Origin of the sequence: Marispirochaeta aestuarii (assembly GCF_002087085.1) — a bacterium.
Lineage (GTDB): Bacteria > Spirochaetota > Spirochaetia > JC444 > Marispirochaetaceae > Marispirochaeta > Marispirochaeta aestuarii.
Map to the genome: position 1 here is coordinate 231679 of NZ_MWQY01000001.1, position 26257 is coordinate 257935.

Here is a 26257-nt window from a genome sequence, read left to right on the forward strand (position 1 = left end):
TTCTGTATGATGAACAGCGTTTCCAGAACTGCGCCGTTTTTTCTGTTGTCTCTCTTCCTGGTGCTTTTTTCCCGTCCCGATCCGGTTTTTGCCCATGGTCCGTTGCGGGGAAAACTCCTGGATGTTCCGCACCAGATCTACTATGGCTTTCCCGGGTTTTCAGCTTCCCAGGGCCTGGACCGGTCTGTGCATGCCCGGGGGCAGGTTTATTACCTGAACGAATTTCGGGGGTATGCCTTTGATCCGGATGAGGAAAGCCTCGATGAAGAGGGCAGGTTTTCAGATCCCGATCGCGCCAGGGAGCTCACGGCAATGGATTTTGAAGCCCTGGTTCTGGACAGCACACTCAGTTTTCCCTTCGGGCGGGCACACAGAATGGGAATAAGCCTCCGTTTCTACAGTTATTATGGAGGTTTTCTTGATCCCGCCATAGAGGGCTTTCATTCCGCTTTTAATCTGCCCAATGCCTCCAGGGAGTATTTTCCTCAAGGGAAAACCGCTGTGTCCATCGATAATGACAATGGGCTTACAATTGATCTGGAGAGGCCCGGAATACTTCCCGGGGACATGGAAATTTTCGGTATCTGGACCTTTTCAGAAACCCGGCGGACAGTCTGGGGACTGGCCTGGGCTGTGGAACTCCCCACGGGGAAAAAGGGGACTCCCGGGGGAAACGGCCATACTGATCTGGGAGCACAGCTGCTGTTTGAGCATCTTTTGGGGGAATCCTTTGTCCTGCATCTGCAGCAGGGTTTTGTTGTTCCCGGAGAACTGATCTTCGGAGCCGGCGGTGAAGCGAAACCCCTGCTTATCAGTCAGTCCCTCGCTGGTCTGGAATGGTTATGTTCCGATGCCTGGAGTCTGCTGGGGCAGATAAGGATACATACATCTCCCCTTACCTCCCGGGCGCCCCTGAATCACTCCCTCTTTCCAGGCGCGGATCAGTTTGAAATGCCTGTAACAGCCCTGCAGACGGGCTTTCGCCGAAGCTATGATTCCTGGAGTCTGCAGGTATACCTTGAGCAGGATTTCCTTACCCATGAAGGACCGGATATCCTGCTCAGTGTTGCAGCGGACTGGAGAATCGGCAGCCGGAACTGAAGAGCCCGGCAGACGGGGTTCAGCTTAAATTACCAGGCTGAGATGCTTGTGGTAGAGCTTGTCACGATGGGCCCGTACATCCTCGGAAGCCAGGTAATCATCAAGACGCATTCTTCGGTCTATTATTCCCCCCGGGGTAAACTCGATTATTCTGTTTGCCACGGTATCGACAAACTGGTGGTCATGGCTGGTAAACAGAATGGCCTCGCTGAACTCCATAAGACCGTTGTTCAGGGCGCTGATGGATTCAAGATCAAGGTGGTTTGTCGGTTCATCGAAAATAAGAAAGTTCGCACCGGAGAGCATCATTTTTGACAGCATGCAGCGGACCTTCTCGCCTCCGGAGAGTACCTTGACCGATTTGAGGGATTCTTCGCCGGAAAAAAGCATACGCCCCAGAAATCCGCGGACGTAACTCTCTTCTTCCTCTGCATCGGTGTACTGTCGCAGCCAGTCAACCAGGGACATGTCGGAGGTAAAATATTCGCTGTTGTCCTTGGGAAAATATGCGGGGGTTATGGTAACTCCCCAGTCAAAGCTTCCTGAATCGGGCTCCATGCGTCCCATGAGGATCTCAAAAAGGACCGTTTTTGCCTGGTGGAAGGGACCGACAAAGGCAATCTTGTCACCTTTGTCGATGGTAAAGCTTATATCCTTCAGCAGGACTTCCCCGTCAAGGCTTTTTGTAATGCCCTCCACGCTGAGTATGCTCTTTCCGCTTTCCCGGCCTGGATCGAAACTGATATAGGGAAACCTTCGGGAGGTCGGCTTGATGTCGTCGATAGTCAGTTTATCGATGAGCTTTTTCCTTGCCGTCGCCTGCCGGGCCTTTGATGCGTTGGAACTGAAGCGCTGGATAAACTCCTTCAGTTCTGAGATCTTGTCCTCCCTGCGCTTCTTCTCATCCTTCATCTGCTTGTTGGCAAGCTGGCTTGCCATGTACCAGAAGTCGTAGTTGCCCACGTAGAGGGTGATCTTGCTGAAGTCGATATCCGCTATGTGCGTACAGACCCTGTTGAGAAAGTGTCTGTCGTGGGATACGACGATGACGGTATTCTTGAAATTGTAGAGAAAGTCCTCAAGCCAGCTGATTGATTCCAGGTCGAGGTTGTTGGTGGGCTCGTCCAGAAGCAGAATATCGGGGTCTCCAAAGAGGGCCTGGGCCAGGAGTACCCGTACTTTCTGGGCTCCTTCCAGGTCTTTCATCTTCTTCGCGTGAAACTCCTCGGCGATTCCCAGACCGCTCAGAAGCTGGGCCGCTTCGGACTCTGCCTCCCATCCCCCCATTTCGGCAAATTCCCCCTCGAGCTCGGAGGCCCGCATACCGTCCTCTTCGCTGAAGTCCTCCTTGGCATAGAGGCTGTCTTTTTCGGACATGATTTCGTAGAGTTTGCGGTGTCCCATGATGACCGTATCAAGTACCGCGTACTCATCATAGGCAAACTGGTCCTGCTGGAGTACGGCGATACGTTCCCCCGGGGAGGTGTTTATTTCGCCGGAGTCGGCTTTGATTTCTCCCGAAAGGATCTTCAGGAAGGTCGATTTTCCCGAGCCGTTGGCGCCTATAACACCGTAGCAGTTGCCGGGGGTGAATTTGATGTTGACGTTTTTGAACAGTACCCGCTCTCCAAAGGAGAGGCTTATGTCACTTGCGCTTATCATAGTGAATATATTCCTTTACCGGTGCGGTTGTTTCTGAAGAGTATATGGGCATCTCCAGGATCTGCCCATGCATAATTCCTACCCGAGACGGCTGGAAAGGTCAAGTCCGCAGCTTTAGAAAAAAAATGTTGACATATTGGTCCGACCAATGGTATTATGATTCCAGGCTATACTGTGGTTTATGCAGTATAGCTCGTTTTTTCTGTTCCTTACGGGGAGCAGGGCGGTTCTACTGGATAAGCTGCCGAAACCAAGCACTGTCCCATCCGTTCTTGGGGGGGCACGGCGTTGCCGTGTCCCCCTTACTTTTATTACTTCTCAGTACTGTTGGTGTAGTCGTTTTTCGCGAAAGAGTGGGTAAGGCGATCGATGATTATTGCCAGAAGTACAATACTGATGCCTGCTTCAAATCCCCGTCCGACATCTATGCGGTTAATCGAAAGAAGGACCTCCATTCCCAGTCCCTTGGCTCCGATCATCGAGCCGATTACCACCATTGCAAGGGCCATCATGGTTGTCTGGTTGACGCCGACCATGATCGACGGTTTCGCCAGGGGCAGCTGCACGTCGAAGAGGACCATACGGGGGGTGGCGCCGAAGGCCAGGGCGGCTTCAACAGCCTCTTTGTCTACTGTTCGTATGCCCACATTTGTCAGTCTTATTACCGGGGGTACAGCATAGATAATCGTCGCTATTATTGCAGGGACCTTTCCAAGGCCGAAAAACATCAGGGCCGGAATAAGGTACACAAAGGAAGGCATTGTCTGCATTCCGTCCAGTATGGGTTTGATGATGGATTCCGCCCTGTCGCTCCGGGCCATGACAATCCCGATGGGAAGTCCGATAAGAAGAGAGAATATCACCGCTGCGAAAACGATACTCAAGGTGAGCATTGCCAGCTCCCAGTAACCGAAGGTTCCAATTAAAAACAGCATCAGAGCGAAGGCAAAGCCGTCATACCACTTGCCGAGGAATTTCCACCCCGTCAGAAAGACCAGTATGATGATGACAAACCAGGGGACCAGGGTAAAGAGGTTCTCGAAGGCCAGCATAACCTGGAGTATGATGAATCTGATGATATCAAAAATCTGTTCCATGTTGGTAAGAAGCCAGTTCATGATGGCATCGATCCAGTCTGCCAGGGGGATGGATATTACTTCCGGGAACTCAATCATGTTTATCTTCCTCATCTGATTTGATGGTTTCGAATATTGTGTCCGTCTTTACGACGCCAAGAAGCTTTCCGTTGTCATCGGTAACCGGGATGGGATAGGGATTCGCGTTAACAATACTGAAGAGCTCCTCTATATAGCTGTCCTCCCTGACCGTCGGTACCCCGCGGATCGCTTCCGGAGGGATTTTAGCGTTCTTCTTCTTTTCCGAGGCAAGGGGTTTGAGACGTTCTATAGTGGCGACTCCAAGGAGTCTGCGGGTTTTATCCACGACAAAGGCTGCTTCACGTTTGTTTGACTGCAGCATATGAATCGCCGTATTCGGACCTTCCCAGGCGTAGAGAAGAACCTCCGGTTCCTGCATGATGCTCGAGGCTGTCAGGACCTTGGCAGGGGAAGCGTCCCGGACGAATTCATGGACATAATCATCCGCGGGTTCGGTTACAATCTGTTCCGGAGTCCCGATCTGTACGATGCTGCCGTCCCGCATTATTGCAATCCGGTCTCCCAGTTTAAGGGCTTCGTGAAGATCGTGGGTTACAAAGATAATCGTCTTTTTCAGTTTGTCCTGCAGTTCGACCAGTTCATCCTGCATCTGACGCCTGATCAGGGGGTCCAGGCCGGAGAAGGGTTCATCCATTAAAAGGACGTCCGGATCGTTTGCCAGGGCCCTCGCGAGTCCGACGCGCTGCTGCATTCCGCCGCTCAAGGCCCCGGGATAGTAATCCTCCCAGCCCTTGAGCCCCACCGTTTCCAGGGACTGCATGGCCTTGGCGTAGCGTTCTCCCTTGGGGAGTCCTTTGACCTTCAGACCATAGGTCGCATTATCCAGAACGGTCATATGGGGAAAGAGTCCATAGTGCTGAAACACCATACCGTAGGTTGTCTTGCGAAAATCAAGGATCTCTTCCTTGTTCAGCTTTGTAACATCCGTGTTATTGACAATGATTGTACCGCTGGTCGGTTCATTGAGGCGTATCAGTGAACGGATGAGGGTGGATTTTCCACTGCCCGAGAGACCCATCAGGATATAGAATTCGCCTTTGCTTACTTCCAGAGAGATATCCCTCATTCCTATGACGCAGCCGGTTTTCTCCTGGATTGCTTCCTTTGAGAGCTTTCTCATCTTCGGAGAAAGTACTCGCTTTGCATCCCGGCCGAATACCTTCCAGAGGTTTTTAACCTGAATAAAGCCTTCATTTTCTCCGGCAGATTCTTCCGGTGCCTGCGGCTCGGGATAGTGAGCTTCGGAGCCCTCCCGGTTGTTTTGACTGGACATACAGTTTTATCTCCTTGATCTTGTATAAAGTTCAGGACATATAATGATTATCTTTAGAATACTAAATAGTAAACGTGCTTTAGTCAAGTTTTTTTGAGGAATGCGAGGCTTCATGTTGAAGTGATCATGTTTTAAAATCATATAAAGCAATTAATTATGCTGATAGTGTTCCAATTCAAACCTGAGGCGGATACTAAAATAGAGATAACAAAGAAATTGAATTGAACTTTGTGTTGTAACTATTCTCCTGCTGTCCCCTTATTGTTCTCCTTTTAAAAAGGAGCCTTCCTCGAGTTCCCTGAAGGCTGTCTGCAGCTCCTCCCGGGTATTCATGACTATGGGACCGTACCAGGCGACAGGTTCTGCAAGGGGAATGCCCGATACCAGCAGAAATCGGATTCCTTTGCTGCCGGACTCAACAGTAATGCTGTCGCCGTCGGAAAAGAGCAGAAGATGCCGGTTCGCGGCCTGTTTCTCCACAAGCGTATCAGCCCAGCCGGCGCTCGAGCGGGGTACATCGAAGGGCTCCTTTTTACCGCAGAAATCTCCGCTTCCTTCGATTATGTAGGCAAAGGCATGTCGTCCCGGGGCAATGGGTATCTCCTGGAGGGTTCCGGCGGGTATTTCAATATCAAAATAGGCCGGATCAACGAACGTTCCATCCACGGGCCCCCGGCCTCCCCAGAGTTCTCCGCAGATTATTCTGGCAGAGGAACCCTCTCTGCTCGTTACCGCCGGGATATCTGCGGCCCCGTACTGCTGGTACCTGGGGGGGATCATCTTTTTTGCCCTCGGAAGATTCGCCCAGAGCTGAAAACCGTACATGCGTCCGGACTCGTCTCCCCGGGGCATCTCCTGGTGGATTATTCCGCTTCCTGCGGTCATCCATTGGACTTCCCCGGGGCCGATGACCCCGCTGTTACCCAGGCTGTCCCGGTGCTCCACCGTGCCCGCAAGTATGTAGGTTATGGTCTCAATGCCTCTGTGGGGGTGCCAGGGAAAACCTGCTCTGTAATCGGCAGGATTATCCCCCCGAAAATCATCCAGAAGCAGGAAAGGATCATACTCTTCGGTTTTGCCGAATCCGAAGGCTCTATGCAGGTGTACGCCTGCCCCCTCGGTGGTTGGAACGGATTTACTGACAGAAACTATTCCCCTCTGCATTTGCGGGCCTCCCTGTATATAATCATAAGCTGCCCGCCGGACGGGTACAAGAAGAGGGACAAAAAAAATGCGGGCAGATCCTGCCCGCATTCGAATCAGGGTGATTATCTGTTAACCCAGGGGTGCTCCGAAGGTTACGCCCAGGCTGAAGGCCCGGTTGTCATCCAGAGCATCGGTCATGATGGCATCCAGGGCGAACTTGAACTTCGAGAAAGCAGGTATGCTTGCCAGGTCTATCCTGATTCCGGAGTTGAATACTCCCCTGAAATTAGCATCTGCTCCGTAGGCATCGGCGGAATAGGAGAAGTTGGCGAAATCGTTGATCCAGTGAACGAAACCCTGAAAGATGTCCGGAAACAGCAGAAGATCAAAACCCATTCCAAAATCGATGGCGTCGTCCGGTGCCTCGTCGCCGAAGCTCTTGCCTACCACAACAGTGGTTTCCGCGGGCATACGGAAGAATTCCCCGGGATAGGTCGCCGCCAGGTAAATCTGGGTCAGATCGGTGTCATTCCCCGCGGTCTGGAGCATCTGATGATTTCCCCCGATGGCAACCGCAGAGGATCCTTTGATGGGAAGTTGGATTTTTCCGTGCAGAATTGTGTCCGCGTTGTCCGAATCATCCTGGGTGTCATAGGCGAAACCGAGTTCCGCGATCTTGAAGAGGCTGATTGACGCCTTGGGAATATGAACGGTTTCTTCATCGACGATGGCGTGATACCCGAGATCGATGCCGATATCGGCGCTCCGTTCCCAGCCGATGCGTCCGGTGGGTATGCTGATAAGACCGGTAGCTCCGTTAAGGGACATTCCCTTCAAAGGTGCGGCCCAGGCAAATGTAGACACAAGCATCAGTATCAAAAAAAGGGTTGCAGTTTTTTTTAGTTGCATGGTTTTTCTCCTGTAAATATATTTTGGCTCAATAATATCACCATTCAGCATCGATGACCAGTTCCCGGGAAAAAAGCTTTTGAAAGGGCCTGGAAGATAGTATCTTATTTATAGATATGAACTTTTTAGAAAAGATCTGGAAGGCAATAATCCAACGTTCTCTCAGTTCGGGTCCTGTGGAGGTGTGGGTTTTCCTGGTTTTGATCCTGCTTTTTATCGCTTTCCTTGTGATATCCAACAAGCGCCGTAAGATTCGGGAAAGAGAAATACTCCACAAAGCCTACGAAACCAAATGGAACCGCTATATCGAAAAGTTCGATATTACCCCGGAGGAAGCCGAGCTCCTTACAAAGCTCGCCGGCTATTTAGGAACCCCCGAAAAACGTTATTCCCTGCTGGTGGACAGTCATGTTTTCAATGCATGCCTGCGCAAATATCTTCAGCATGAAGGCGGCCGGGACGATCTTGTTCGAAGTGTGATGTACAAGGCCGGACTCAAGCCCATCTCCGAAGAGGTGCGGGCTGTTGCCCTTACTCGCAGAAAACTGCCCCGCAGACGGGTCGATATTGAAGCGACCCTCGCTCCCCTAGGGGGTGCAAAGGAGGGGCTGACTGCCGGGATGCATGACCTCAGCTCCCACGGAGCCTGTACGGACAATCCGGAAAAGCGTTTTTCCGAAGGGGATGACCTTACTGTCAGTTTTTCATTTCAGGGAAGGCGGTATCGGAACATCGGTGCCGAGGTTATACGGGTTTCCCGGAAGGGGGAACGCCTGCACCTGAAGTTTCACCACAGGGATTCTTGAATCACCTTCAGGAGAGAAGATCCTTCTCAAGCTGATCGGCCCATCTTTCCAGTTCACCCACGACAACCTTTTTGCGGGGTGCCAGGGTTTTATCCTCCCGGTACGCGGCCAGCTTCTTTCGGAATTCCGGCAGCCTGACGGCTTCTGCTGCGGTGGGTATCAGTATTCTGGATGCGCAGAAGCTCTTCCACTTTTTCTTTTCATTCTCAGGCATTACCTGGGGGTAGTTTCGAAAGATATACCGCCATAACAGTTCCGGAATTCGCGGGTCATCCCATTTTCGCTGAAGATCGGGCAGTTCCTCCGGCTTTGCCGAGTGGATCTGTTTGAATCCTTCCCTGTCGCTGTCCTTGAAAAACCCCCCTGAGTAAATCTGGAGGTCCGGGTCCCGGGAGTCGTCCTGAGGCCTTTCCACCGTGTATACCTGGCGGACCTTCTGCAACAGGTCACCGGCCCCTTTGAGGAGACGGTAATGCTTTCTACAGGTGTCCAGGTCTATTCCGAGACGCCCGGCGGAGCTGCTGTCCAGCATTTTAACCGGGGCAATGGACGGTCCGCGATTTACATGGATTCCCTTTATATGGATTCGGTCGCCCGTGAGCTCCTGGCTCGGGGTAAAGATCTGTCTGCGTACCTCGTCGGCACTCTGTTCAATGAGAGGACCCGGGTCGTAGCGAAGATCGTAACAGAGGACGCAGTTCCCGTTGTTCGGATCCAGGGTCAGGGGCATTACCAGGGAGGTGCAGCCGGAAGGGGAGGTGAACATTCCGGAGGTATGCAGAAAAGGTGTCTGCTTGTACAGATCGATCTGCTTCCACACCTCCTGTTTTCTGCGCAGACGAAAAAGGTAACGGAACAGGCGGGGCTGTTTTTCATGGACCAGCCTGGCCATACCAATGGTAGCATATACATCGCTCAGGGCGTCGTGGGCGTGTTCATGTTCAATTCCGTTGGCCGCTGCCAGGGTTTCCAGGGTAAAGTCGGGTTTTCCATCCTCTTTGCGAACCCAGGTGATCCCCTCAGGACGCAGATCGTGGGCGGTACGGAGCAGGTCCAGGATGTCCCAGCGGGAGTTCCCGTTCTGGTACTCCCTTTCGTAGGGATCGTGGAAGTTCCTGTAGAGAAGATTCCGGATAAACTCGTCGTCGAAACGGATGGAATTATACCCGGTCACGCAGGTTCCGGGCTGGGTGAACTCTTTCAGAATCTGCCGAACAAATTCCGCTTCCGGCATACCCCTGGACTGTACCTCCTGAGGGGTTATGCCGGTGACCATGCAGGCGGCAGGATCCGGCAGGTAATCCGGCGAGAGTCGGCAGTAATAAACCTGGGGCTGACCGACAGGTTCAAAGGAGTCGTCGGTCCTCAGCCCGGCGAACTGGGCCACGCGGTCGTAAAAAGGGTTTTTCCCGAAGGTTTCCAGATCGTACCAGTAGATGCTTGCCATAACCGGCAGTCTATCATGGCAGAGATCATGAAACAATTGCCCCGGAAAACGATGGCCCTCTTTAATCAATCACGAGAGAGGCTCCGGTGACGTAATCTTCCAGCATTTTGTTGTCGTGCTCCAGGCTTTCCAGATGGGCCTTGAGGGCGTCCCCGATGGAGACAATGCCTATAATCCGGTCTCCCTCCAGAACGGGCAGATGGCGTATCTTGTTGTTGGTGAACACCCTCATGGCGTATTCGACTGTGTCATCCCTGTGTCCGATAATCAGGCGCGATCTGGGGGTCATGATCTTTTCCGCCGTAAGGCCCCTGGCGCATTCGGTAAAATGCCGAAGTACGTCCCGTTCCGACAGAATTCCCAGAAGCTGTTTCTCCCGGTCTACTACCAGTACCGCCCCGATATGGTGCCTGTTCATTTCTGCCACAGCTTCGGCGACGGGAGTATCTCCGGCGATGGTAATTACACCGGGAACAGCTTTGCTCTTAAGCAGGGCTTCAATAAGCATATGCTCCTCCTCGTCTCTTTTTCTTTAAGTGTACGCCCGGACTGCTGATTCTGCAATTGGATTATGCGACTTGCCTGACTGGCCATTACTTTTTTTGAAAAAGATGTTGACAGGGGGGATAAGCCGGGGCCTTCTCCTCGGCTGGAGAGTGCCCCGGCTTTTTATCGATTCTAGCCGATTGCCTTGTTGCCCCGTTCCCGGGTTCGAATGCGTACGCACTCGATCAGTTCGGTCACGAATATCTTGCCGTCCCCGATTTCTCCGGTATAGGCACCTTTGCAGATGGCATCGATGGTGGTTTCCACGAAGTCTTCGTTTACCGCGATATCAAGTCGGATCTTCTTCAACAGGTTGATTTCGGTAATGGCACCGCGAAAGGTTTCAGTGTAGCCTTTCTGCTGGCCGCATCCCTGGGTCGAGGTGACGGTCATTTTATGGACATCCGCCTCGAACAGGGCCTTTTTAACGTCCTCCAGTTTCTGGGGTTTGATCATTGCTGTTATCAGTTTCATTCTTCCCTCCCTATTCGATTATCTGGAATCCGTTATACGACTCCACACCGTGTTCGCCGATATCCAGGCCCCGGTATTCTTCCATGGCACTGACCCTGAGGCCGATTGTCTTCTTCAGGACAAGGAATACGATTCCCATGCTTATAAAAACAAAGACCGCGATGGTGACGGTGCCCAGAAGCTGAATGCCGAGCTGGCTGAAACCTCCGCCGAATAAGAGTCCGTCGCCGGCGAGGCCCAGGGACTGTCGGCCGAAAAGTCCGACGGATATGGCTCCCCACATGCCGTTGACGCCGTGTACGGGGAAAGCGCCGACGGGATCATCGATCTTCAGATCGTCGAGGCCGAGGGTTGCTACTACTACAAGAAAACCGCCGATTCCCCCGATAACGATTGCCGAGACGGGAGAGACGAAGGCGCATGGTGCGGTTATTGCGACCAGACCCGCAAGGGCGCCGTTCATTATCAGCGACAGATCGGGTTTGCCCACCTTGATCCACACGGTTATCATTGCACCGATTGCTCCCGCCGCAGCCGCGAGGTTGGTGTTTATGGCCACGAGGGCGATGAGCGAACCGTCTCCGACTCCCAGGCTCGATCCGGGGTTAAATCCGAACCATCCGAACCAGAGAATAAATACCCCCAGAGCCGCAATGGGAATATTGTGACTGCCGAGAACGTTCGGTTTGCCGTCGGAACGGTACTTTCCCGTCCGCGGTCCGAGGATGATGGTCCCCACCAGGGCTGCCACGCCGCCGGTTGTATGAACTACTGCGGAACCTGCGAAGTCGGCAAAATTGAGTTCCGCAAGCCAGCCGCCTCCCCATACCCAGTGTCCTATAACAGGGTATACCAGGGCCGACACTATAAATGAGTAAATAAGATAGGCGGGGAACTTCATGCGTTCCGCCATTCCTCCGGCCACAATAGTCGCCGCTGCTCCAACGAACGCCGCCTGAAACAGCCAGAAGGCGTAGAGCGGAACGTCGGCTCCGCTTTCCGCTCCTATCATGAAGAAGCCGGAAAATCCGATAAAACCGTTACCATTTCCGAACATGAGTCCATAGCCCAGGATAAAAAAGGCAATGGACGCCATGCAGAAGTCGAGGAAGTTCTTTGTCAGTATGTTGGCCGTATTCTTCGCACGGATAAAACCGGCCTCCACCATTCCAAAACCGGCCTGCATAAAAAAGACCAGAAAAGCCGCCAGCAGAACCCACACGGTATCCAGGCCCACTCTGATAGTTTCCCAGTCCTCCATGGTCTGTGCGTAGAGCGATCCGCCTGCGCTTAGCGCCATTATCAGGAGAATAAGCAGGGCTTTGATTCTTCCATTTCCAGTTCCAATATTCACAATTTCCTCCAGGAGTGTGTTGACTATAGGAAAGCAAGAGCTGTGCCATATTGAATGATGTTCTGCGGAGCTTTCCAGGCGGCAGCAGGTATTTTGTTATCAGTGAATAAATTGACCTGTCTCACATCGATGTCGTTTGCTGGATGTAATAATACGTAAGGGTAATATGTGTAGAAAAATACTACAAAAATGTATGTTTGCGGCGCAATATTATTCCTTCATGTAGGATGGTGACAAGGGTTGTTGCGGGTTGGAAACCGCGTGACGGATTTACTTCTGCGAAAGATACCGCTGATATTCCCTGAGGAACTGAATCTGGTTGATCGTGAGGTTTGAGGAGGGGCGGGCGGAATGAACAGCCATTATGGCCCGGGCGGCGCTGCTGCCGAGCTTTATCAGGACTCCCGCAGCTACCATGGCGGTACGGCTGCATCCGGTTTTGCAGTGGATCAGTACATTTATCTTCAGCAGTTTTTCAGACAGACGGGACATGAGCTGATCGAAAACCTCTATCCCCCGGGGGGTACCGAAATTCTCCAGGGGGAAGTGGAGTACCTCGAAGCCTGAGCGGCGGTATTCTTTTACCAGATCAGTGCCCTTGTAGTTTCCAAGAAGTTCTTCCTGGGGCAGAAGAACGGTAACGGCCCTCACTTCCAGCTTGTTCAGGTCAGCAAAAAACGACCGGAGTGTCCCGGGAAACTCCTCTTTCTGCTCGACCTTCTCCAGCGGATGGGCTGACATGATTATGGAATGCCTTCCCGCTATCTCAAGGATATCTAACTGCGCCATGTTCAATAGTATGCGTCCATACACTGGACTTGTCAAAACAGAACATAGAAGAAAGCCTGTTGGTAATTTTCTGCATGCTCGTGTACAATATTCACAGGTTTTTTGATGCAAGGAGTTCCGTATATGGCTGGGGATCTTCTTTCTCCCACCTCAGTGCTGCTGTTCCTGTATGCTGTATTTGTAGTCTCTCTGACGGTCCGTATTCTTCTGGATAACAAGGCTCCCGAAGTCTCCATAGCCTGGCTCCTGGCGATCTATTTTCTGCCCTACGTGGGGGCGGGTATGTACATTCTGGGGGGGATAAACTGGAAGAAACGCAAGATAATGAAGCTTCTTCCGGAAAAAACCTTTCAAACCCTTCTTGGCCCGATTCTGGAACAGCAGATGGATTTTCTCAGAAACGACTGGGACTCCATGGATAATGATATTGCCAAATCGATCAACCTTGCCCTCCGGGCCGGCAATTCCATTATAACCCTGTACAATCAGGTAAAGACATATTATGAAGGGCAGGAATTTGTAGAAGACCTGCTTTCCGATCTGGAAGGAGCGCGGGACTCCATTCACCTGGAGGTGTATATTTACAGGTCCGATGAGCTCGGCAAAAGAATCCGGGATGTCCTGCTGCGCAAGGCCGCGGAGGGGGTAAAGGTACGGCTTCTGTTTGACGGGGTGGGGTGTTTCAATAAAATGAGCTGGAAGTTCAAACGGGAACTGCGGAAATCCCCCATCGAAACCAGATATTTTCTTGATCCCATGAATGTGCTGTCCGGAAGGCTGCTGAACTATCGTAATCATCGCAAAATTATCGTCATTGACGGGCAGGTCGGCTATACCGGCGGAATGAATATCGGGGTCGAATATATAACCGGCGGCCGGTATTTCAACAGCTGGCGGGATACCCACATTCGACTTGAGGGTGAATCGGTCCAGCTTCTGCAGGCCGTGTTCCTCTCGGACTGGTATAATTCCGGCGGAGAATTAATACAGGACCAGCGTTTTTTCCCGGAAGAGGGTCGCCGCCGGGGGTGTTCCAGTCAGCTGCCCATGCAGATTGTGTGCAGCGGCCCTGATTCGGACTGGAACAGTCTCAGAATGATGTATGCCAACCTGATCCATAACGCAAACCACCGTATCTATATTCAGAGTCCCTACTTTGTCCCTGAAGCGACCATTACCAATGCGTTGATAACCGCCGCCCTCTCCGGGGTGGAGGTCAACGTCATGATGACCGGAGTGCCGGATAAGCGGATTCCCTTCTGGGTTGCCCACACATATTTTGAGGATCTGCTGGAAGCGGGGGTGAATATATACCTCTACGAGGACGGTTTTTTTCACTCCAAGACCCTCTGCACAGACAGTTCCATCGCTACCATCGGCAGCTGCAATCTGGATGTCCGGAGTTTTCATCTGGACTATGAGCTTAATGCCTTTTTTTATGATGTTGATATTGCCCGGCAGCTGGAAGAAAAGTTTCATTATTATATGCAATTCTGTAGAAAGATTACCGGCGAGGACGTGGAATCCATGAGCATTCCCCGAAAACTGCGGAACTCTCTCTTCCGGATGATTGCACCCCTGCTTTGACAGACTGTATTGCAGGTAGACGTTCTCCTGCTCATTGATTTTTCCCGCTTCTTTCTCTACTATGCATTTTTAAGCATCTGCTGACAAAGGAACATACGTGGTAAATCCAGGTCTCTCATATAAAGTGCCGTCCTGGGCCCTGGCAGTGGTATCCTGCCTGCTCTGGTCCAGCGCCTTCGCGGGGGTTAAAACCGGTCTGCAGCACGCTCCGCCTCTTTTTTTTGCCGGGCTTCGCTTTACCCTTGCGGGGATTCTGCTTATTCCACTGGCAGGCTCACCGCTGAAATACCTTCGGGAACTGAGGGGTTCTCCCTTTCTTCCGTTTAAGGTCGGGATATTCCAGACGGTTCTGCTCTATTCCCTGTTCTTTCTTTCCCTCAATCTGGTTCCCGGCTCCGTGGGGGCCGTGGTAAACGGGATGCTTCCTCTATGGGCGGCCCTGGCAGCCCATGTTCTCCTGAAGGATGACAAAATGGGCCGACGGATGCTTGTGAGCCTCGGTATCGGCTTCGGGGGCATTGTTCTTTTGAGCGTGACCCGAAACGGAGGAGTTCCCGGAGAAATCGGAGGTCCGGAGCTGGTCGGTATTTTTCTCATGCTCGGGGCGAGTTTTGCAAATGTTCTGGGTCAGATAGTCGTGTATCATTCCCGGGGCACCATGAACTCCATGGTCCTTACCAGTTCGCAGTTCATTCTCGGAGGACTTATGCTGCTCGGGATCTCCCGTATTGTGGAAGGGGCATTTGTCCTTCCCCCGGCTCCTGTTTTCTGGGGGGCCCTGATCTACCTGGGATTTCTTTCCGCCGCGGCTTTCTCCATCTGGTTCCACCTTTTATCCGTGAGGGGAGAGAAGGTGTCGGTAATCGGTATCTGGCAGTTTCTTATTCCCGTGGCCGGTGCTGCTTTGAGCTGGCTGATAATCCCCGGAGATGATCCCAGCTGGCCGGTATTCAGCGGTATGATTCTGATTGCTTCGGCGATTATCTACTTTTTCTACCCCTCAAACAGGAGCCCGGAATGACGGAATTCAAACGTGACCTGCAGTACTGGAAATTCTCTCTCTACGGTTTCGTTAAAAACCTCCAGTTTTTCGACCCTTTTCTTATTCTCTTTTTTCGCGAGATGGGGATCAGCTTTTTCCAGATAGGTGTGCTCTATTCTGTGCGGGAGATTATTACAAATATTACCGAAATCCCCACAGGGATTCTCGCGGATACCCTGGGGCGCCGCAGTGCGATGCTTTTTGCCTTCGCAAGCTATATTGTCAGCTTTGCCCTGTTTTATCTGTTTCCGAACTACTGGGTCTATATCGGAGCCATGGTGTTCTTTGCCCTGGGAGAGAGCTTTCGTTCCGGGACCCATAAAGCCATGATCATGGAATATCTGAAAATCCACAACATGACCGATCAGAAAGTGGCCTACTATGGACATACCCGGGCCTGGTCACAGAGGGGCTCGGCGATTTCCGCGCTCATAGCATCTCTGCTGGTCTTTTTCTCCGGAAGCTATCGCTCGGTTTTTCTCTGGAGTATTCTTCCCTATCTGGCGGGTATGATCCTTATTGCCAGTTATCCGAAAGAACTTGATTTCTCCTGTGACGAGGAGGAGTGCGACGAGGAACAGCGAAAAAAAGGGTGGAAGGATGTCGTCACCACGATCAGAAACTTTATCGGTCTGTTCACGGAGCCGAAGGTCCGTCGTGCCCTTATTAATTCCAGTCTTTTTGACGGCGTGTTCAAGACCATAAAGGATTATGTGCAGCCCATTCTGAAAAACCTTGCCCTTGCCCTGCCGCTGTTTACCATGCTGGAAGGAAACCAGCGGGTGGCGATTATGTCCGGGGTGGTGTACACCATTCTGTACCTGCTTACCAGTATCGCAAGCAGCCGGGCCTCCCGGTTTCACTCCATGTTCTCCGACAGAATTACCGGACTCAACATAACCTATGTGAGCGGTGTTGTCGTAGTTGTGGGCATCGCCTATTTTCTGAATGTGAATCTTCCGTCCCTGGCGGTACTACTTTTTGTAATCTACTATCTGCTGGAAAATCTCAGACGTCCGGCGACTCTGGGATTCCTGAGCGACCGCATCAAAGGCTCTGTAATGGCCACCGGGCTCTCCGGAGAGAGCCAGCTCAAGACCCTCATGATCGCCGTGCTGTCCCCCCTCTTCGGTCTCGCCGCGGACCGCTTCGGCCTGGGGCCGGCAATGCTGCTGGCAGCCCTCGTTCCGGCCCTGGCGTATCCTCTTATAAGGTTCCGTCCGGATACCTAGGAAGCTTTCTTCTGCGGCCCTCCGCTGCCCCGGCCGCAGAAGAACGGGGTTATTCAGTCCGCCGGCCGCAGAAGCCGCATGCCGTTCAATATAACCAGCATTACCGAGGCCTCGTGAATCAGCATCCCCCCCGCCATGTGGACGTTACCGCTCAGAACGCCGATCAAGAGTCCCGTGACGGTAATTATTGCCAGCGCGATATTCTGACGTATGTTCCGCAATGTTCCGCGGGAACGCTCGATTGCCTGGGCGACCACGGTCAAATCATTCCGCATGAGGGCTATATCGGCGGTTTCCATGGCTATATCGGTTCCGCCGTCTCCCATTGCGATGCCCACGTCGGCGCTGGCCAGAGCGGGGGCGTCGTTTATGCCGTCCCCCACCATTGCCGTGGTGAATCCCTCCTCCTGAAGAGCCCGTATATGTGCCAGTTTTTCTTCAGGCAGCAGTTCCGCGTGCACTTCGGTAATGCCCACCTGCCGGGCGACGGCCTGGGCAGTTCGCCGGTTGTCTCCTGTAAGCATGACAATTCTCTTGACCCCGCTTGAGCGCATCCGGGCGACGGCCTCCTTTGCATGGCTTCGCACCGGGTCGGCGACGCCGATAAGCCCGACCAGCCGATCGTCCAGGGCTACAAATACCATTGTCTCCCCCGATCCGATATCCGCTGCTCCGACATCTTCTTGATCAATATTGATCCCCGACTCTTCCATGAAGCGTCTGGAACCCACCAGGATATTTTTTTCCTGCCACGCCGCCTTTATTCCTTTGCCCGCGACAGCCTCGGCGCTCGTCGGCGGGGGAACCGGCCCCTGCTTCTCTGCAGTCTTTACAATTCTTCCCGCTATCGGATGTTCCGAGGCGCTCTCGGCAATCGCAGCGTAAAACAGAACCATATCCGGACTGATTCCGTCATCTTTCTGCAGAGAAACAATCCTTTCCACTCTCGGATCGCCGAGAGTGAGGGTTCCCGTCTTGTCTAGGGCGACAGCGTCGATTTTTCCGCTTGTTTCCAGATGGGTTCCGCCTTTCATGAGGATTCCCTGCCGCGCCGCTCCTCCTATGCCGGCTACGATCGAGACGGGGGTCGAGATCACCAGCGCTCCGGGGCATCCGATTACCAGCACCGTCAAGGCAAAGGACGGGTCTCTGGTAACAAGGTAGATCACCCCTGAAAGCCCAATAATAAGGGGGGTATACCAACGGGCAAAGCGTTCCATAAATCGCTGGGCAGGGGCCTTGGCCTCCTGGGCTTCTTCCACGCGGTGAATGATACGCGCCAGGGTTGTGTCTTCTCCAATCCCAGTAGCGCGGAGGGTAAGTACTCCGTTCTCGTTCTGCGTACCCGCAAAGACGGAATCTCCCGTCTGTTTAAGGACCGGAAGGGGTTCTCCGGTAATGGCGCTCTCGTTGACACTGGAGGAGCCGCTTTTGACCTCACCGTCAACGGGGACGCGGCCTCCGGGTTTCACTATCAGAATATCGTTAACTTGAATTTCCTCTAGAGGAACAGAAATCTGCTCTCCGTTTTTTAGCAGAATGGCTTTGGAAGGAGCAATTTCAATGAGCTCTCGGATTACCCGGCGAGTTCTGGCCATGGTACGGGCTTCCAGATATCCGCCGAGGTTGAACAGAAAGGTAACCGCCGCGGCTTCCCAGTATTCCTGAATAAGAATGGCCCCTATCATTGCGAGAGAGACCAGGAGTTCGATTCCGACGTGGCGGTTTCCGAGGGATCGGAGGGCTTTTGCCGTTATGGGCAGGCCCGATACAAGCGCGGACGCCCCCATCAGAACCGCCCATAGAACCTCGAGTTTTAACAGCCATCCGGCGGCCAGGGCCCCGATAATGAGGCCCCCCGCTGTAATGACAGTTCCCTTTGAACTTGTGGTAATGGCCCCAAGTACTCTGGAGATGGTCGCGTTCATATTCACACCTTCGATACTTTGGCGGAATAGCCTGCCTGGCGGACTGCACGGACTATATCGTCCTGCGACGTAAGCTCGTCATCGTGCTCCACCTCAATCTTTCCGGTATTGAAGTAAACCTTCGCGAAATGAACGCCCTTGTTGGACATAAGACTCTTTTCTATCTTTGCCACACAGGACGGACAGGATAACTGATCGCTTCTAAGCAGTGTTTTCATAATTGCCTCCTCGCAATGTATCTGACGATAAATTACAGGAGACGGAAGCAGGGAACCATGATCCAGATCAATTAACGGGGAATTTTTCAGTCGAATACGTCTTCCGTCAGTTTTTTTAATCCCTCCGGATCCTTTATGGCGATCCAGCCGCGTCCGCTTTCGATGAGGCCTTTCTTTTGAAAACGGCTGACGATCCGGCTGGCCGTCTCCGTCGTAATCCCGATCATCGCTGCGAGTTCCTCTCTGGAAACAGGGGCGTTTATAAGGTTTTTTCCCTCCCAGGGGCGGCCGAGTTTTTCTCCCAGACGCAGCAACAGCCAGGCGCTTCGGTTTTCCGCCGAGTATGAACCCAGACGCCTCATCAGCTCATGGGAAAAACGCACCCTGTGGGAAAGTATCTCCACCGTACGGACTGCAACCTGGGGGTGCATGGTAAGAACCCGGTGAAAGTTTTCTGAGGAAATTTTCAGAAGACAGCAATCCATTGCGGCCACGGCGGTCTCCTCGTAGCATTCCGGTCCGAATCCGGCGACTGAGCCGAAGTGTTCTCCGGGTTTCAGTATGTCGATCAGCAGGATTCCTCCGTCGCCGCTGGCACTGTAGAGCTTTACAAGTCCTGTGGCCACAATGAACAGGGAATCGGCGTTGTCTCCTTCCCGGAGAATAGTCTTGTTCGCAGAGAATCCGACGTCCCGGAAGCGGCTGTTTATTTCATCGATCTGTCCGGGTTCCAGGTTTGAAAAAAAGGGACTTTCCCGGATCAGTTTCCTTCGCAGATCCAGGGAACAATGCTCGACAGGACCAGCCAGGGAATGGACCGGATTGCGATGATGATGACTCATGCTGTAATAATACGGGAATGCCGGAGAATTTCAAAGGGAGATACTCAGGAACCTTCTACTGTCGATATCTGGAGGCAATTCGCAGCAGTTCCAGCCTGCTTGAAGCGCCGGTCTTCTTGAAAATATTGTAGACGTGGGTCCTCACGGTAGGAAAACTGACGAAGAGGTTCTCCGCAATCTCCCTGTTGCTCATTCCCCGGGAGACCATCTCGATTACCTCGGCTTCGCGTCGGGAAATTCCATACTCCTTTATGAATTGCCAGCTTATTTTACCATCCTCTATAAAGGCGTTGGGTTGTCGAATGTAGCGGATAAAAGCTGCCAGGGTAAGCATATTCAGGAAAAAGAAGAAAAAGAACTCCAGAAGAACGACCTGCTCGACCTGGGTTCCCAGGAGAGCAAGGATCAGGCTGAAAACCAGAATGGCAACGCCGAAGGCCAGGAGTGCAAACCCGTAGCCCCGCAGGATAAACGCCGCTGTGTCCTGCTTGAGCCTGCGGGCTGCCTCAAGAAAGCCGCGCCCGATGTAGAAAACAAATATGGAACCGGCGGCCAGTTTGAAAAACATGAAGGGCAGGGGATGCTTCTCTGCGAAAACGAAGATCCCCGGAACCAGGGTAAAGCCCAGAAGCAGCAGCAGGTAATAGAGCAGCATGGGAGACAGGGCCAGCAGCAGCTCCGGTTTTCTTACCGGGGCGGGGGAACTCAGCATTGAAAAGAGCAGAAACAGATACGCCAGAGTTCCCATCAGAAGGTTGACGGGCCCCAGGAACCTCGCTGCAGGGATGCGGATGATCTGCTCCAGGTAGTAGACTATGGCGGTTACAAGGAGCCATGCTGTAAATGTCGATACAAGGGCAAGAATCCATCCCAGAAAACGATGGCCCAGTCTCTTCCAGAGTATCGATATCATGGTAATTCCGGCAAAACCGGAGGAGAGGAAAATAAAATAGAGAAACAACACCAGGTGCCGCATATCGGAGAGAATAGTATGCCACGGAGGAAAGACTGTAAATAGCCCCGCCCCCGGGCATCCCTTCCTTACGGCAGTTCAAGGTGCTAGAACCTGTACGCAATCCCCAGGTCAGCCCAGAAGCCGGAGAGTTCATCGGTATCCGCCAGGTCGGTCCGGATGGGACTGGTCGTTCTGAACCCTCCACGGACACAAAGGGAGTAGCTTTCACCCAGGTTCACCAGGCCTTCCAGCCCTGCGGAATAGACCGCGTAGCTCAGCTGGTCAAGCACCTCTTCGGTCCATCGCAGATCATCGGCATACTTGTGTTCATACCGGTAGACCAGCTGTCCGGAGCCCATCTCCAGGGGCAGGGCCAGTTCTATACCCGGGGCAAGTTCCATCTTCGGCCGCAGTCGCAGTGCTGCATATGCGGTCTCCATGTGATATTCCCTTCCCAGAGGGTCCTCCATCCCGTGGTCTGTCCGGCTCATTCCCCGGGCCGACACGCCTATATCCAGCCAGCTTTTCATTTCCCGTGTAAGGGCGGCGCCGAATTCCAGGGTCCCCTCTCCGCCGCTGATTCCGCCTCCGGCTTCCATCTGCACGGACCATAATGCCCGGTCCTCCCGGGGCTGCTGGCAGATCAGCGGAGCCGCCAGCAAGAGTAATACCATCGAAATAATACCAGTACGGTAGACAGCCTTCATAATTTTCCTCCAAGGCCTTGTGATGGCCCTACCGTACAGGCAGAAAGGAGAGGAAAAAATCGGAAATCTGTATGATTTTCTAAACTAGGACGAAATTCCTAGATCTTTCAGAAGCAGGGAGTATATTCTGGCGGCCCGGACCACCTCTTCAAAGTCCACGGACTCATCGATGGTATGGGCCAGGGAGAGCTGCCCGGGGCCCAGAATCAGGGCATGGCAGCCGGCATCCCGCAGAAGGTTCGCATCGGAGTGGCTGCGGAATGCCGCGGGTTTCCATTCCATATGGGTTTGTCGGTAAACCTCTTTGAGTCCCCGGACCAGCGAGACGGATTCATCTATTGTATAGCCGTCGGTACGGGTGGGAAACTCGATTTCGTAATGGGATGCCCCGGAACTGTTTAAATGCTGATTGGAGAACTCCTGGGCTTCCGCGGCGTAGTCGCTGGAGCTCACCTCGGGGGGGATATGCAGGTCCACCGCCGCGGCGCACTGGTCCGGAACGGCGAAACCGGACTCGGAACTGTGAAGATCCCGGATATTTATTATGGTATCAGGCTCCTCCTCGATTCTGTCTTCCAGGTATAGAAGATAGTTGAGCATGCAGCGCACGGCATTGGTCTCCCGGCTGGCCATGGCCGCGTGACGGCGGTAACCGTAGGTCCGGATCAGCATCTCCACATAACCGAAATGCTCAAGACAGGGCTGCAGCCCCGTTGGTTCCGCCACCAGGGCCTCTTTATAGCTGAATTTCTCAAGCAGCGCAGCCGTACCGTCTCCGCTCTCCTCTTCGCCGACCACAAGAGCAAGGGTGGCGGACTCCGGCAGGCCGCCGTCTTCGTGGGCGCTGATGAATCCCTCGATCATGGCGGCGCAGCCGCTTTTCATGTCCGAGGTTCCAAGGCCGTAGCAGCGTCCCCCGGACTGGCTGAACTCGAACTCTTCGATATCGAAGGCTGGCACCGTATCTATATGCCCGAGAAACAGGAGCCCGTCGGAGTCGGTCCCGGAGCCGATTATCAGGTTGTCCCTTCCTTCGTCCACGCTTTGACGGCGGACGATCAGTCCCCGTTCCCGGATATACTCCTCGAGGTAATCCGTCAGCTCTTCCTCTTTTCCCGAAGGGCTGTAGATATCCACCATATCTTTCAGCAGGGCAAAGAGGCGTTTACGGTTTACCTCGTGTTCCTTCATCAGCGGGGCTCCCGGTAGTTCTGCAGGTTCAGTGTCATGTAGATATGGTCCACCGGATTTTCAAAGCCCCGCCGCTCAAAAAAGCGTATAGCCTCCTCGTTGTCGGCCTGGGTATCCACCAGAAGCATCCTGATTCCCTCTTCGTCCATGATTTTCCTGAAGCGGTCAAAGAGCATCCCGCCGATGCCCCGTCCGGCGTAGGCCGGATCCACACCCAGCCACAGCAGGTGGCCATAGGTCCAGGCGGAACGGGCCTTTTCAATGGTCGTGCCCATGGCGAAACCGATTACCCGGCGGTTCACGTCCGCCACCAGCATGTGTTCGGATTCGGAATTAAAGAGGTTCGTAACCTCGTACTCGTCCCAGGTGCGGTAGAGGTTGGAGTAATTCTGGGGAGTAAAAACCTTCTCTCCAATGTGGAAGATCGCCGCAAGATCATCTATGCCCGGAAAGCGGATCTTAAGATCCTCAATATTTTTCATGGCTCTCTTGTTCTACCTGTATCAGATTGTGTTTCCTGCGGCAAGCCGGGACGGACACTTCTCGGGCGTTTTATACCAGAGGCAGGGAGAACACTGTCTGCAGGTGTTTATCTTCTCCGCCGTGTTCCTGATTGTCTTCAGAGCCCATTGAGGATCCGCCAGAATGCCCCGTCCCACCGCGACGAGGTCGGCGATTCCGGTCTTCAAGGCTTTTTCAGCAGTCCCTGGATCCAGGATTCCGCCGATACCGATGACCGGAATACCCAGTTCCGGCCTGGCATTTCCCGCCAGGTGCAGCAGAGGATCGAAGCTGCTTCCCTCGGGGCGTACGGAATCCGGTACGCCGTGGGCCCGGGAAATATGCAGTATGGGGGCGCCTTCGGCTTCCAGCTTCCGGGCCGTGTCGATGCCTTCCTCCAGGGAGATTCCCCCTTCGTCCTTGTCGATAATGCCGAGACGGCAGCTCAGAAGGGCCTTGTCTCCCACAGCTTCCCGGCAGAGGCGATACGTCTCGATCAGGAAGCGCTGCCGGTTTTCAAGGCTGCCGCCGTACCGGTCGGTCCTGGTGTTGGTCAGGGGAGAGAGGAACTGACTTCCCAGGTAGCCGTGGGCGTAGTGGAGTTCGATATACTCGAATCCCGCCTGTACCGCACGTTTGGCGGCGCTGACAAAGTCGGCCTGAATACGCTCTATATCGTCGATACTCAGGGCCCGGCATTCGGGGCTGTCGGGTTGTATGCTGCCGTCGGTAGCGGGTGCCAGGGGAGTGAGGCCCCAGTTCCACTCCGGTGTGGACCTTCCTCCGGCATGGTTGATCTGTATTCCCGGAAGGGCCCCGGTTTTCCGGATTGTATTCGCGAGTCGGGAGAGGCCCTGTATGTGCCGGTCTTCAAAAATCCCTAACTGATTTTTATGGAGTTTTCCGTCCGGAGAGACGGCCGTGGCCTCGACGATCATCAGCCCCGGACCGGCGCAGGATGCGTAATGCCTGAGATGGACATCCCGTACTTCGGCATCTTCGCCGGATTTCCAGATTACCATGGGGGGCATTACTATTCTGTTCTTAAGGTTTACATCCGCAACTTGAAAAGGAGAAAGCAGCCTAGAGTAGCTCATTGATGGGTCCTTGTTTTATTGGGTTATGCACTGGCCCTATTATAGGTAATTCCCCGGGCATCGGGCAAGCACAGAGGCGCGAAGTCTATCCGGAAATCTCGACGCTGAAGCCTGGAAACTCCCGTTCCATCTCCCGTTGAAGCTCCCGCCGGATGGATGAGCCCAGGTGTTCGTTGACAATGGAGCAGACCATACAGGTCGATCGGGGATCTGCTATGTCCATGAAAACGATCAGGCGCTTTTCGCTTTCGCTGTACCGTACCCGCCGGACAAGGTTGAGCTCTCCGATGCTGCGCAGGGTCTCCGGTTCCTTGACCCGCTGCAGCACTGAATCGATTTTCCGCTGTACAGGAAGGGGCATTCCAGAACTCATTTTTTCATGAACTCCGGCAGTCCCGCATAAATCCCGCTCAGGAGCTGCCGGAACCGGGGCTCCCGTGGAATACTGTGGATAAAGAAAACCTTGTTGTCCCGATAGCAGCAGAAGTGCAGCAGCGTATCGATGCCCTCCGTATTCTCGATCAGGGTCCGCATCTTCGCCTCCAGTCGGGGATTGTCCCATAAAAGAATAAATTCCCCTTCCCTGGTTTGAACTGTGTCGCGCTTCAGTTTATCTATTCCCTTTATGTCCACCCGCATTTTAGGGAAGTAGCGTTTGGCAATAATATGACATTCTCCCTGAAGTTCTCTGGAAGAGTATATATGCAGATAGTAGCGGTCGTGGCGGGTTATCAACAGAGACAGGGGAAGGTAGAGTACGGAATGCCTGGGCAGCAGGGTAAAGGTGCCCTTTGCTTCCTTAAAGGGCGGATCGAGCTGATAGGTAAAATTGTGACCCAGAGTCCCGCCGATGTTTACATACTCCTTTTCCCCGGGAGAGAGTATCTCTTCCGTGACTGTACCGATCATGCCGCCGATTTCGCGGTTCTTTTTTCTCCCCTTGTAGTATCCGAGGGTTGTTGCAACGGCCAGAGCGATAAGAAGATAAATAAGTGAGTTCATGCTGAAGGCTCCTGTTGACGTATATGATCGAGGATCTTGTCGATGGTAAGGTCTGCAAGATCCTCTGTCCTGTGGATACCCCCCGGAACCGACGCAATCTTGTTGATCGGAAAACTGGCGAAGTGGTTCTCGATTTCCGGATGGGAATCCTCCACCGAGGGGATCTTGTTAAGACAGACACTGTTGATGGTGATCTGAAGTTTCTGAAGCTCCTGTCTGATTCTCTTGGACTCTTCCAGGCTCAGGCGGTCATCGTTTATCACCAGAGACATGTAACTCCGTTCCGTAAAGAGCTGATAAAGCTTTTCCAGGCGGTCCGAGATCGACCCCAGCTGCATGGAGACCTTGTCGTCCTCTTTCTTTGTCGCCCCCTTCAGAACCGATGCTTCCGGATTCAGCCGGGTAAGGGTCTGCCTCTTGCTGAGGATTTTTTCCCTCATGGATGTGAGCTCCCGTACCCACAGGCGCGTTATTGACGGCATGGCCAGAAACTGCAGGGTCAGGGCCGTTGGCGGAGTGTCAAAAACGAGATACTCGTATTTATCCTTCCAGGTCTCATATATGTACTCGATGGCCCAGAGGGTCGCATATTCCTGGGTCCCCGGAGAGTATTTTAGAATATTCATATAGGAATCCAGGTTGATGGAAAGATTGTAGTTATAGTTCGATATCAGCTCGTCCCGGCTTTTCTTCAGATACCTCTGGACCCAGCCCTGGAGATCGATTTCCATGGCGTCGAGTCCTTTTACTATATTGCGGCGTTCATCCGCCAGGCGTGTATTGAAGATATCGCCCAGGTTATGAGCAGGATCCAGGCTGACGATAAGAACCGTGTTTCCCAGGCGGTTCAGCTGGTACGAAACCGCCGATGAGATGGTCGATTTACCGACCCCGCCTTTACCGAGAAAAAAAAGCATTCTTCGCATCAGTCCACCTCCAGCATTCCAAGAAGACTGCCCAATGGGTCCTGGGCCAGGTCGGCACGGGAGATCATCAGTTTTATCTCCTCTTCCATGTAGGGCATCAGTTCAAGGGCCATTGCCGAGGGGGGAGATGGGAGCCCGACGAAGCTGCCGAAGAGGAGCAGGACAAAGATGTTTTCCATCTCTTTCAGTTCAAACTCAAGCATTCCGGTAGCCTTGTCGCGGTGGACCTGTACGGCGGTTTCCCAGAATACTCTGAGTCCCCTGGAGATTTTTTCCAGCATTGTTGTATGGTACTCCTTTTTCTTCCGGTACGGAATACGGCCTGTGGCCCCCCCGCCTAAGGG

The 26257-nt window shown here is 53.2% G+C and carries 27 protein-coding genes; 5 read left to right on the forward strand and 22 right to left on the reverse strand.

The genetic code is table 11. From position 1 onward, the window contains the following. The first annotated feature begins 6 nt into the window (after positions 1-6). Entirely contained in the window at positions 7-1101 is a 1095-nt protein-coding gene (locus B4O97_RS01050; RefSeq protein WP_083047444.1) for a DUF3187 family protein, read from the forward strand. A 24-nt stretch (positions 1102-1125) separates the two neighbouring features. Here the strand turns inward: B4O97_RS01050 and B4O97_RS01055 are convergent, their stop codons facing one another. From B4O97_RS01055 to B4O97_RS01075, 5 genes are all read right to left on the reverse strand, one after another. After that, a complete protein-coding gene (locus B4O97_RS01055; RefSeq protein ID WP_083047446.1) occupies positions 1126-2763 on the reverse strand; it encodes an ABC-F family ATP-binding cassette domain-containing protein in 1638 nt (545 codons plus the stop codon). 311 nt (positions 2764-3074) lie between these two features. Continuing rightward, positions 3075-3938, reverse strand: coding sequence for an ABC transporter permease (locus tag B4O97_RS01060; protein ID WP_083047448.1), 864 nt, complete (start codon positions 3936-3938; stop codon positions 3075-3077). Further along, positions 3931-5214: a quaternary amine ABC transporter ATP-binding protein gene (locus tag B4O97_RS01065; protein ID WP_083047450.1), complete on the reverse strand. Its 1284-nt coding sequence runs from the start codon at positions 5212-5214 to the stop codon at positions 3931-3933. Before B4O97_RS01065 ends, B4O97_RS01060 begins: the two co-directional genes overlap by 8 nt. 258 nt (positions 5215-5472) lie before the next feature. Further along, a complete protein-coding gene (locus tag B4O97_RS01070) occupies positions 5473-6378 on the reverse strand; it encodes a pirin family protein (RefSeq protein ID WP_083047612.1) in 906 nt (301 codons plus the stop codon). Between the two features lie 111 nt (positions 6379-6489). Continuing rightward, positions 6490-7269 carry a hypothetical protein gene (locus B4O97_RS01075; RefSeq protein ID WP_096348824.1) on the reverse strand — a complete coding sequence of 260 codons (780 nt, stop codon included), beginning with the start codon at positions 7267-7269 and terminating at the stop codon, positions 6490-6492. A 116-nt stretch (positions 7270-7385) separates the two neighbouring features. Between B4O97_RS01075 and B4O97_RS01080 the strand changes: the two genes are divergently transcribed. After that, positions 7386-8075 carry a PilZ domain-containing protein gene (locus tag B4O97_RS01080; protein WP_083047451.1) on the forward strand — a complete coding sequence of 230 codons (690 nt, stop codon included), beginning with the start codon at positions 7386-7388 and terminating at the stop codon, positions 8073-8075. A 7-nt stretch (positions 8076-8082) separates the two neighbouring features. Here the strand turns inward: B4O97_RS01080 and sbcB are convergent, their stop codons facing one another. The 5 genes from sbcB to B4O97_RS01105 form a co-directional block, all read right to left on the reverse strand. After that, entirely contained in the window at positions 8083-9522 is a 1440-nt protein-coding gene (gene sbcB / locus B4O97_RS01085; RefSeq protein ID WP_083047453.1) for an exodeoxyribonuclease I, read from the reverse strand. A gap of 61 nt (positions 9523-9583) precedes the next feature. After that, on the reverse strand, positions 9584-10030 hold the full coding sequence (locus B4O97_RS01090) for a CBS domain-containing protein (RefSeq protein ID WP_083047455.1): 447 nt from the start codon (positions 10028-10030) through the stop codon (positions 9584-9586). A gap of 170 nt (positions 10031-10200) precedes the next feature. Next, positions 10201-10542 carry a P-II family nitrogen regulator gene (locus tag B4O97_RS01095; protein WP_083047457.1) on the reverse strand — a complete coding sequence of 114 codons (342 nt, stop codon included), beginning with the start codon at positions 10540-10542 and terminating at the stop codon, positions 10201-10203. A gap of 10 nt (positions 10543-10552) precedes the next feature. Beyond that, complete coding sequence (locus B4O97_RS01100) at positions 10553-11896, reverse strand: ammonium transporter (protein ID WP_319416837.1); 1344 nt, start codon at positions 11894-11896, stop codon at positions 10553-10555. A 270-nt stretch (positions 11897-12166) separates the two neighbouring features. Further along, a complete protein-coding gene (locus B4O97_RS01105) occupies positions 12167-12685 on the reverse strand; it encodes a protein-tyrosine phosphatase family protein (RefSeq protein ID WP_083047459.1) in 519 nt (172 codons plus the stop codon). 123 nt (positions 12686-12808) lie between these two features. Between B4O97_RS01105 and cls the strand changes: the two genes are divergently transcribed. The 3 genes from cls to B4O97_RS01120 all read left to right on the forward strand — a co-directional run bounded on the left by cls (position 12809) and on the right by B4O97_RS01120 (position 16546). Beyond that, positions 12809-14272 (forward strand): cardiolipin synthase, encoded by a 1464-nt coding sequence (gene cls, locus B4O97_RS01110; protein ID WP_233142872.1) that lies wholly within the window; start codon positions 12809-12811, stop codon positions 14270-14272. Positions 14273-14369: 97 nt separating this feature from the next. Further along, on the forward strand, positions 14370-15293 hold the full coding sequence (locus B4O97_RS01115; RefSeq protein ID WP_083047463.1) for a DMT family transporter: 924 nt from the start codon (positions 14370-14372) through the stop codon (positions 15291-15293). Next, a complete protein-coding gene (locus tag B4O97_RS01120) occupies positions 15290-16546 on the forward strand; it encodes an MFS transporter (protein WP_083047465.1) in 1257 nt (418 codons plus the stop codon). The genes B4O97_RS01115 and B4O97_RS01120 overlap by 4 nt, the downstream gene beginning before the upstream one ends. A 53-nt stretch (positions 16547-16599) precedes the next feature. Here the strand turns inward: B4O97_RS01120 and B4O97_RS01125 are convergent, their stop codons facing one another. From B4O97_RS01125 to B4O97_RS01180, 12 genes are all read right to left on the reverse strand, one after another. After that, positions 16600-18474 (reverse strand): heavy metal translocating P-type ATPase, encoded by a 1875-nt coding sequence (locus B4O97_RS01125; protein WP_083047466.1) that lies wholly within the window; start codon positions 18472-18474, stop codon positions 16600-16602. A 2-nt stretch (positions 18475-18476) separates the two neighbouring features. Continuing rightward, positions 18477-18692, reverse strand: coding sequence for a heavy-metal-associated domain-containing protein (locus tag B4O97_RS01130; RefSeq protein WP_083047468.1), 216 nt, complete (start codon positions 18690-18692; stop codon positions 18477-18479). 86 nt (positions 18693-18778) lie between these two features. Further along, positions 18779-19534 (reverse strand): Crp/Fnr family transcriptional regulator, encoded by a 756-nt coding sequence (locus tag B4O97_RS01135; RefSeq protein WP_083047470.1) that lies wholly within the window; start codon positions 19532-19534, stop codon positions 18779-18781. 55 nt (positions 19535-19589) lie between these two features. Beyond that, complete coding sequence (locus B4O97_RS01140) at positions 19590-20498, reverse strand: helix-turn-helix transcriptional regulator (RefSeq protein WP_158084084.1); 909 nt, start codon at positions 20496-20498, stop codon at positions 19590-19592. Positions 20499-20593: 95 nt separating this feature from the next. Continuing rightward, on the reverse strand, positions 20594-21196 hold the full coding sequence (locus tag B4O97_RS01145) for a hypothetical protein (RefSeq protein WP_083047474.1): 603 nt from the start codon (positions 21194-21196) through the stop codon (positions 20594-20596). A gap of 84 nt (positions 21197-21280) precedes the next feature. Continuing rightward, positions 21281-22387, reverse strand: coding sequence for a M20 family metallopeptidase (locus B4O97_RS01150; protein WP_083047476.1), 1107 nt, complete (start codon positions 22385-22387; stop codon positions 21281-21283). Next, positions 22387-22869, reverse strand: coding sequence for a GNAT family N-acetyltransferase (locus B4O97_RS01155; protein ID WP_083047478.1), 483 nt, complete (start codon positions 22867-22869; stop codon positions 22387-22389). Before B4O97_RS01155 ends, B4O97_RS01150 begins: the two co-directional genes overlap by 1 nt. 21 nt (positions 22870-22890) lie before the next feature. Further along, a complete protein-coding gene (locus B4O97_RS01160; RefSeq protein ID WP_083047480.1) occupies positions 22891-23985 on the reverse strand; it encodes an oxidoreductase in 1095 nt (364 codons plus the stop codon). A gap of 85 nt (positions 23986-24070) precedes the next feature. Further along, entirely contained in the window at positions 24071-24358 is a 288-nt protein-coding gene (locus B4O97_RS01165) for a hypothetical protein (RefSeq protein WP_083047482.1), read from the reverse strand. Further along, positions 24355-24987 carry a hypothetical protein gene (locus tag B4O97_RS01170; protein ID WP_083047484.1) on the reverse strand — a complete coding sequence of 211 codons (633 nt, stop codon included), beginning with the start codon at positions 24985-24987 and terminating at the stop codon, positions 24355-24357. Before B4O97_RS01170 ends, B4O97_RS01165 begins: the two co-directional genes overlap by 4 nt. Then, positions 24984-25913 (reverse strand): ArsA family ATPase, encoded by a 930-nt coding sequence (locus tag B4O97_RS01175; RefSeq protein ID WP_083047486.1) that lies wholly within the window; start codon positions 25911-25913, stop codon positions 24984-24986. Before B4O97_RS01175 ends, B4O97_RS01170 begins: the two co-directional genes overlap by 4 nt. Continuing rightward, positions 25913-26194, reverse strand: coding sequence for a hypothetical protein (locus tag B4O97_RS01180; RefSeq protein ID WP_083047488.1), 282 nt, complete (start codon positions 26192-26194; stop codon positions 25913-25915). The genes B4O97_RS01175 and B4O97_RS01180 overlap by 1 nt, the downstream gene beginning before the upstream one ends. Between the last annotated feature and the right edge of the window lie 63 nt (positions 26195-26257).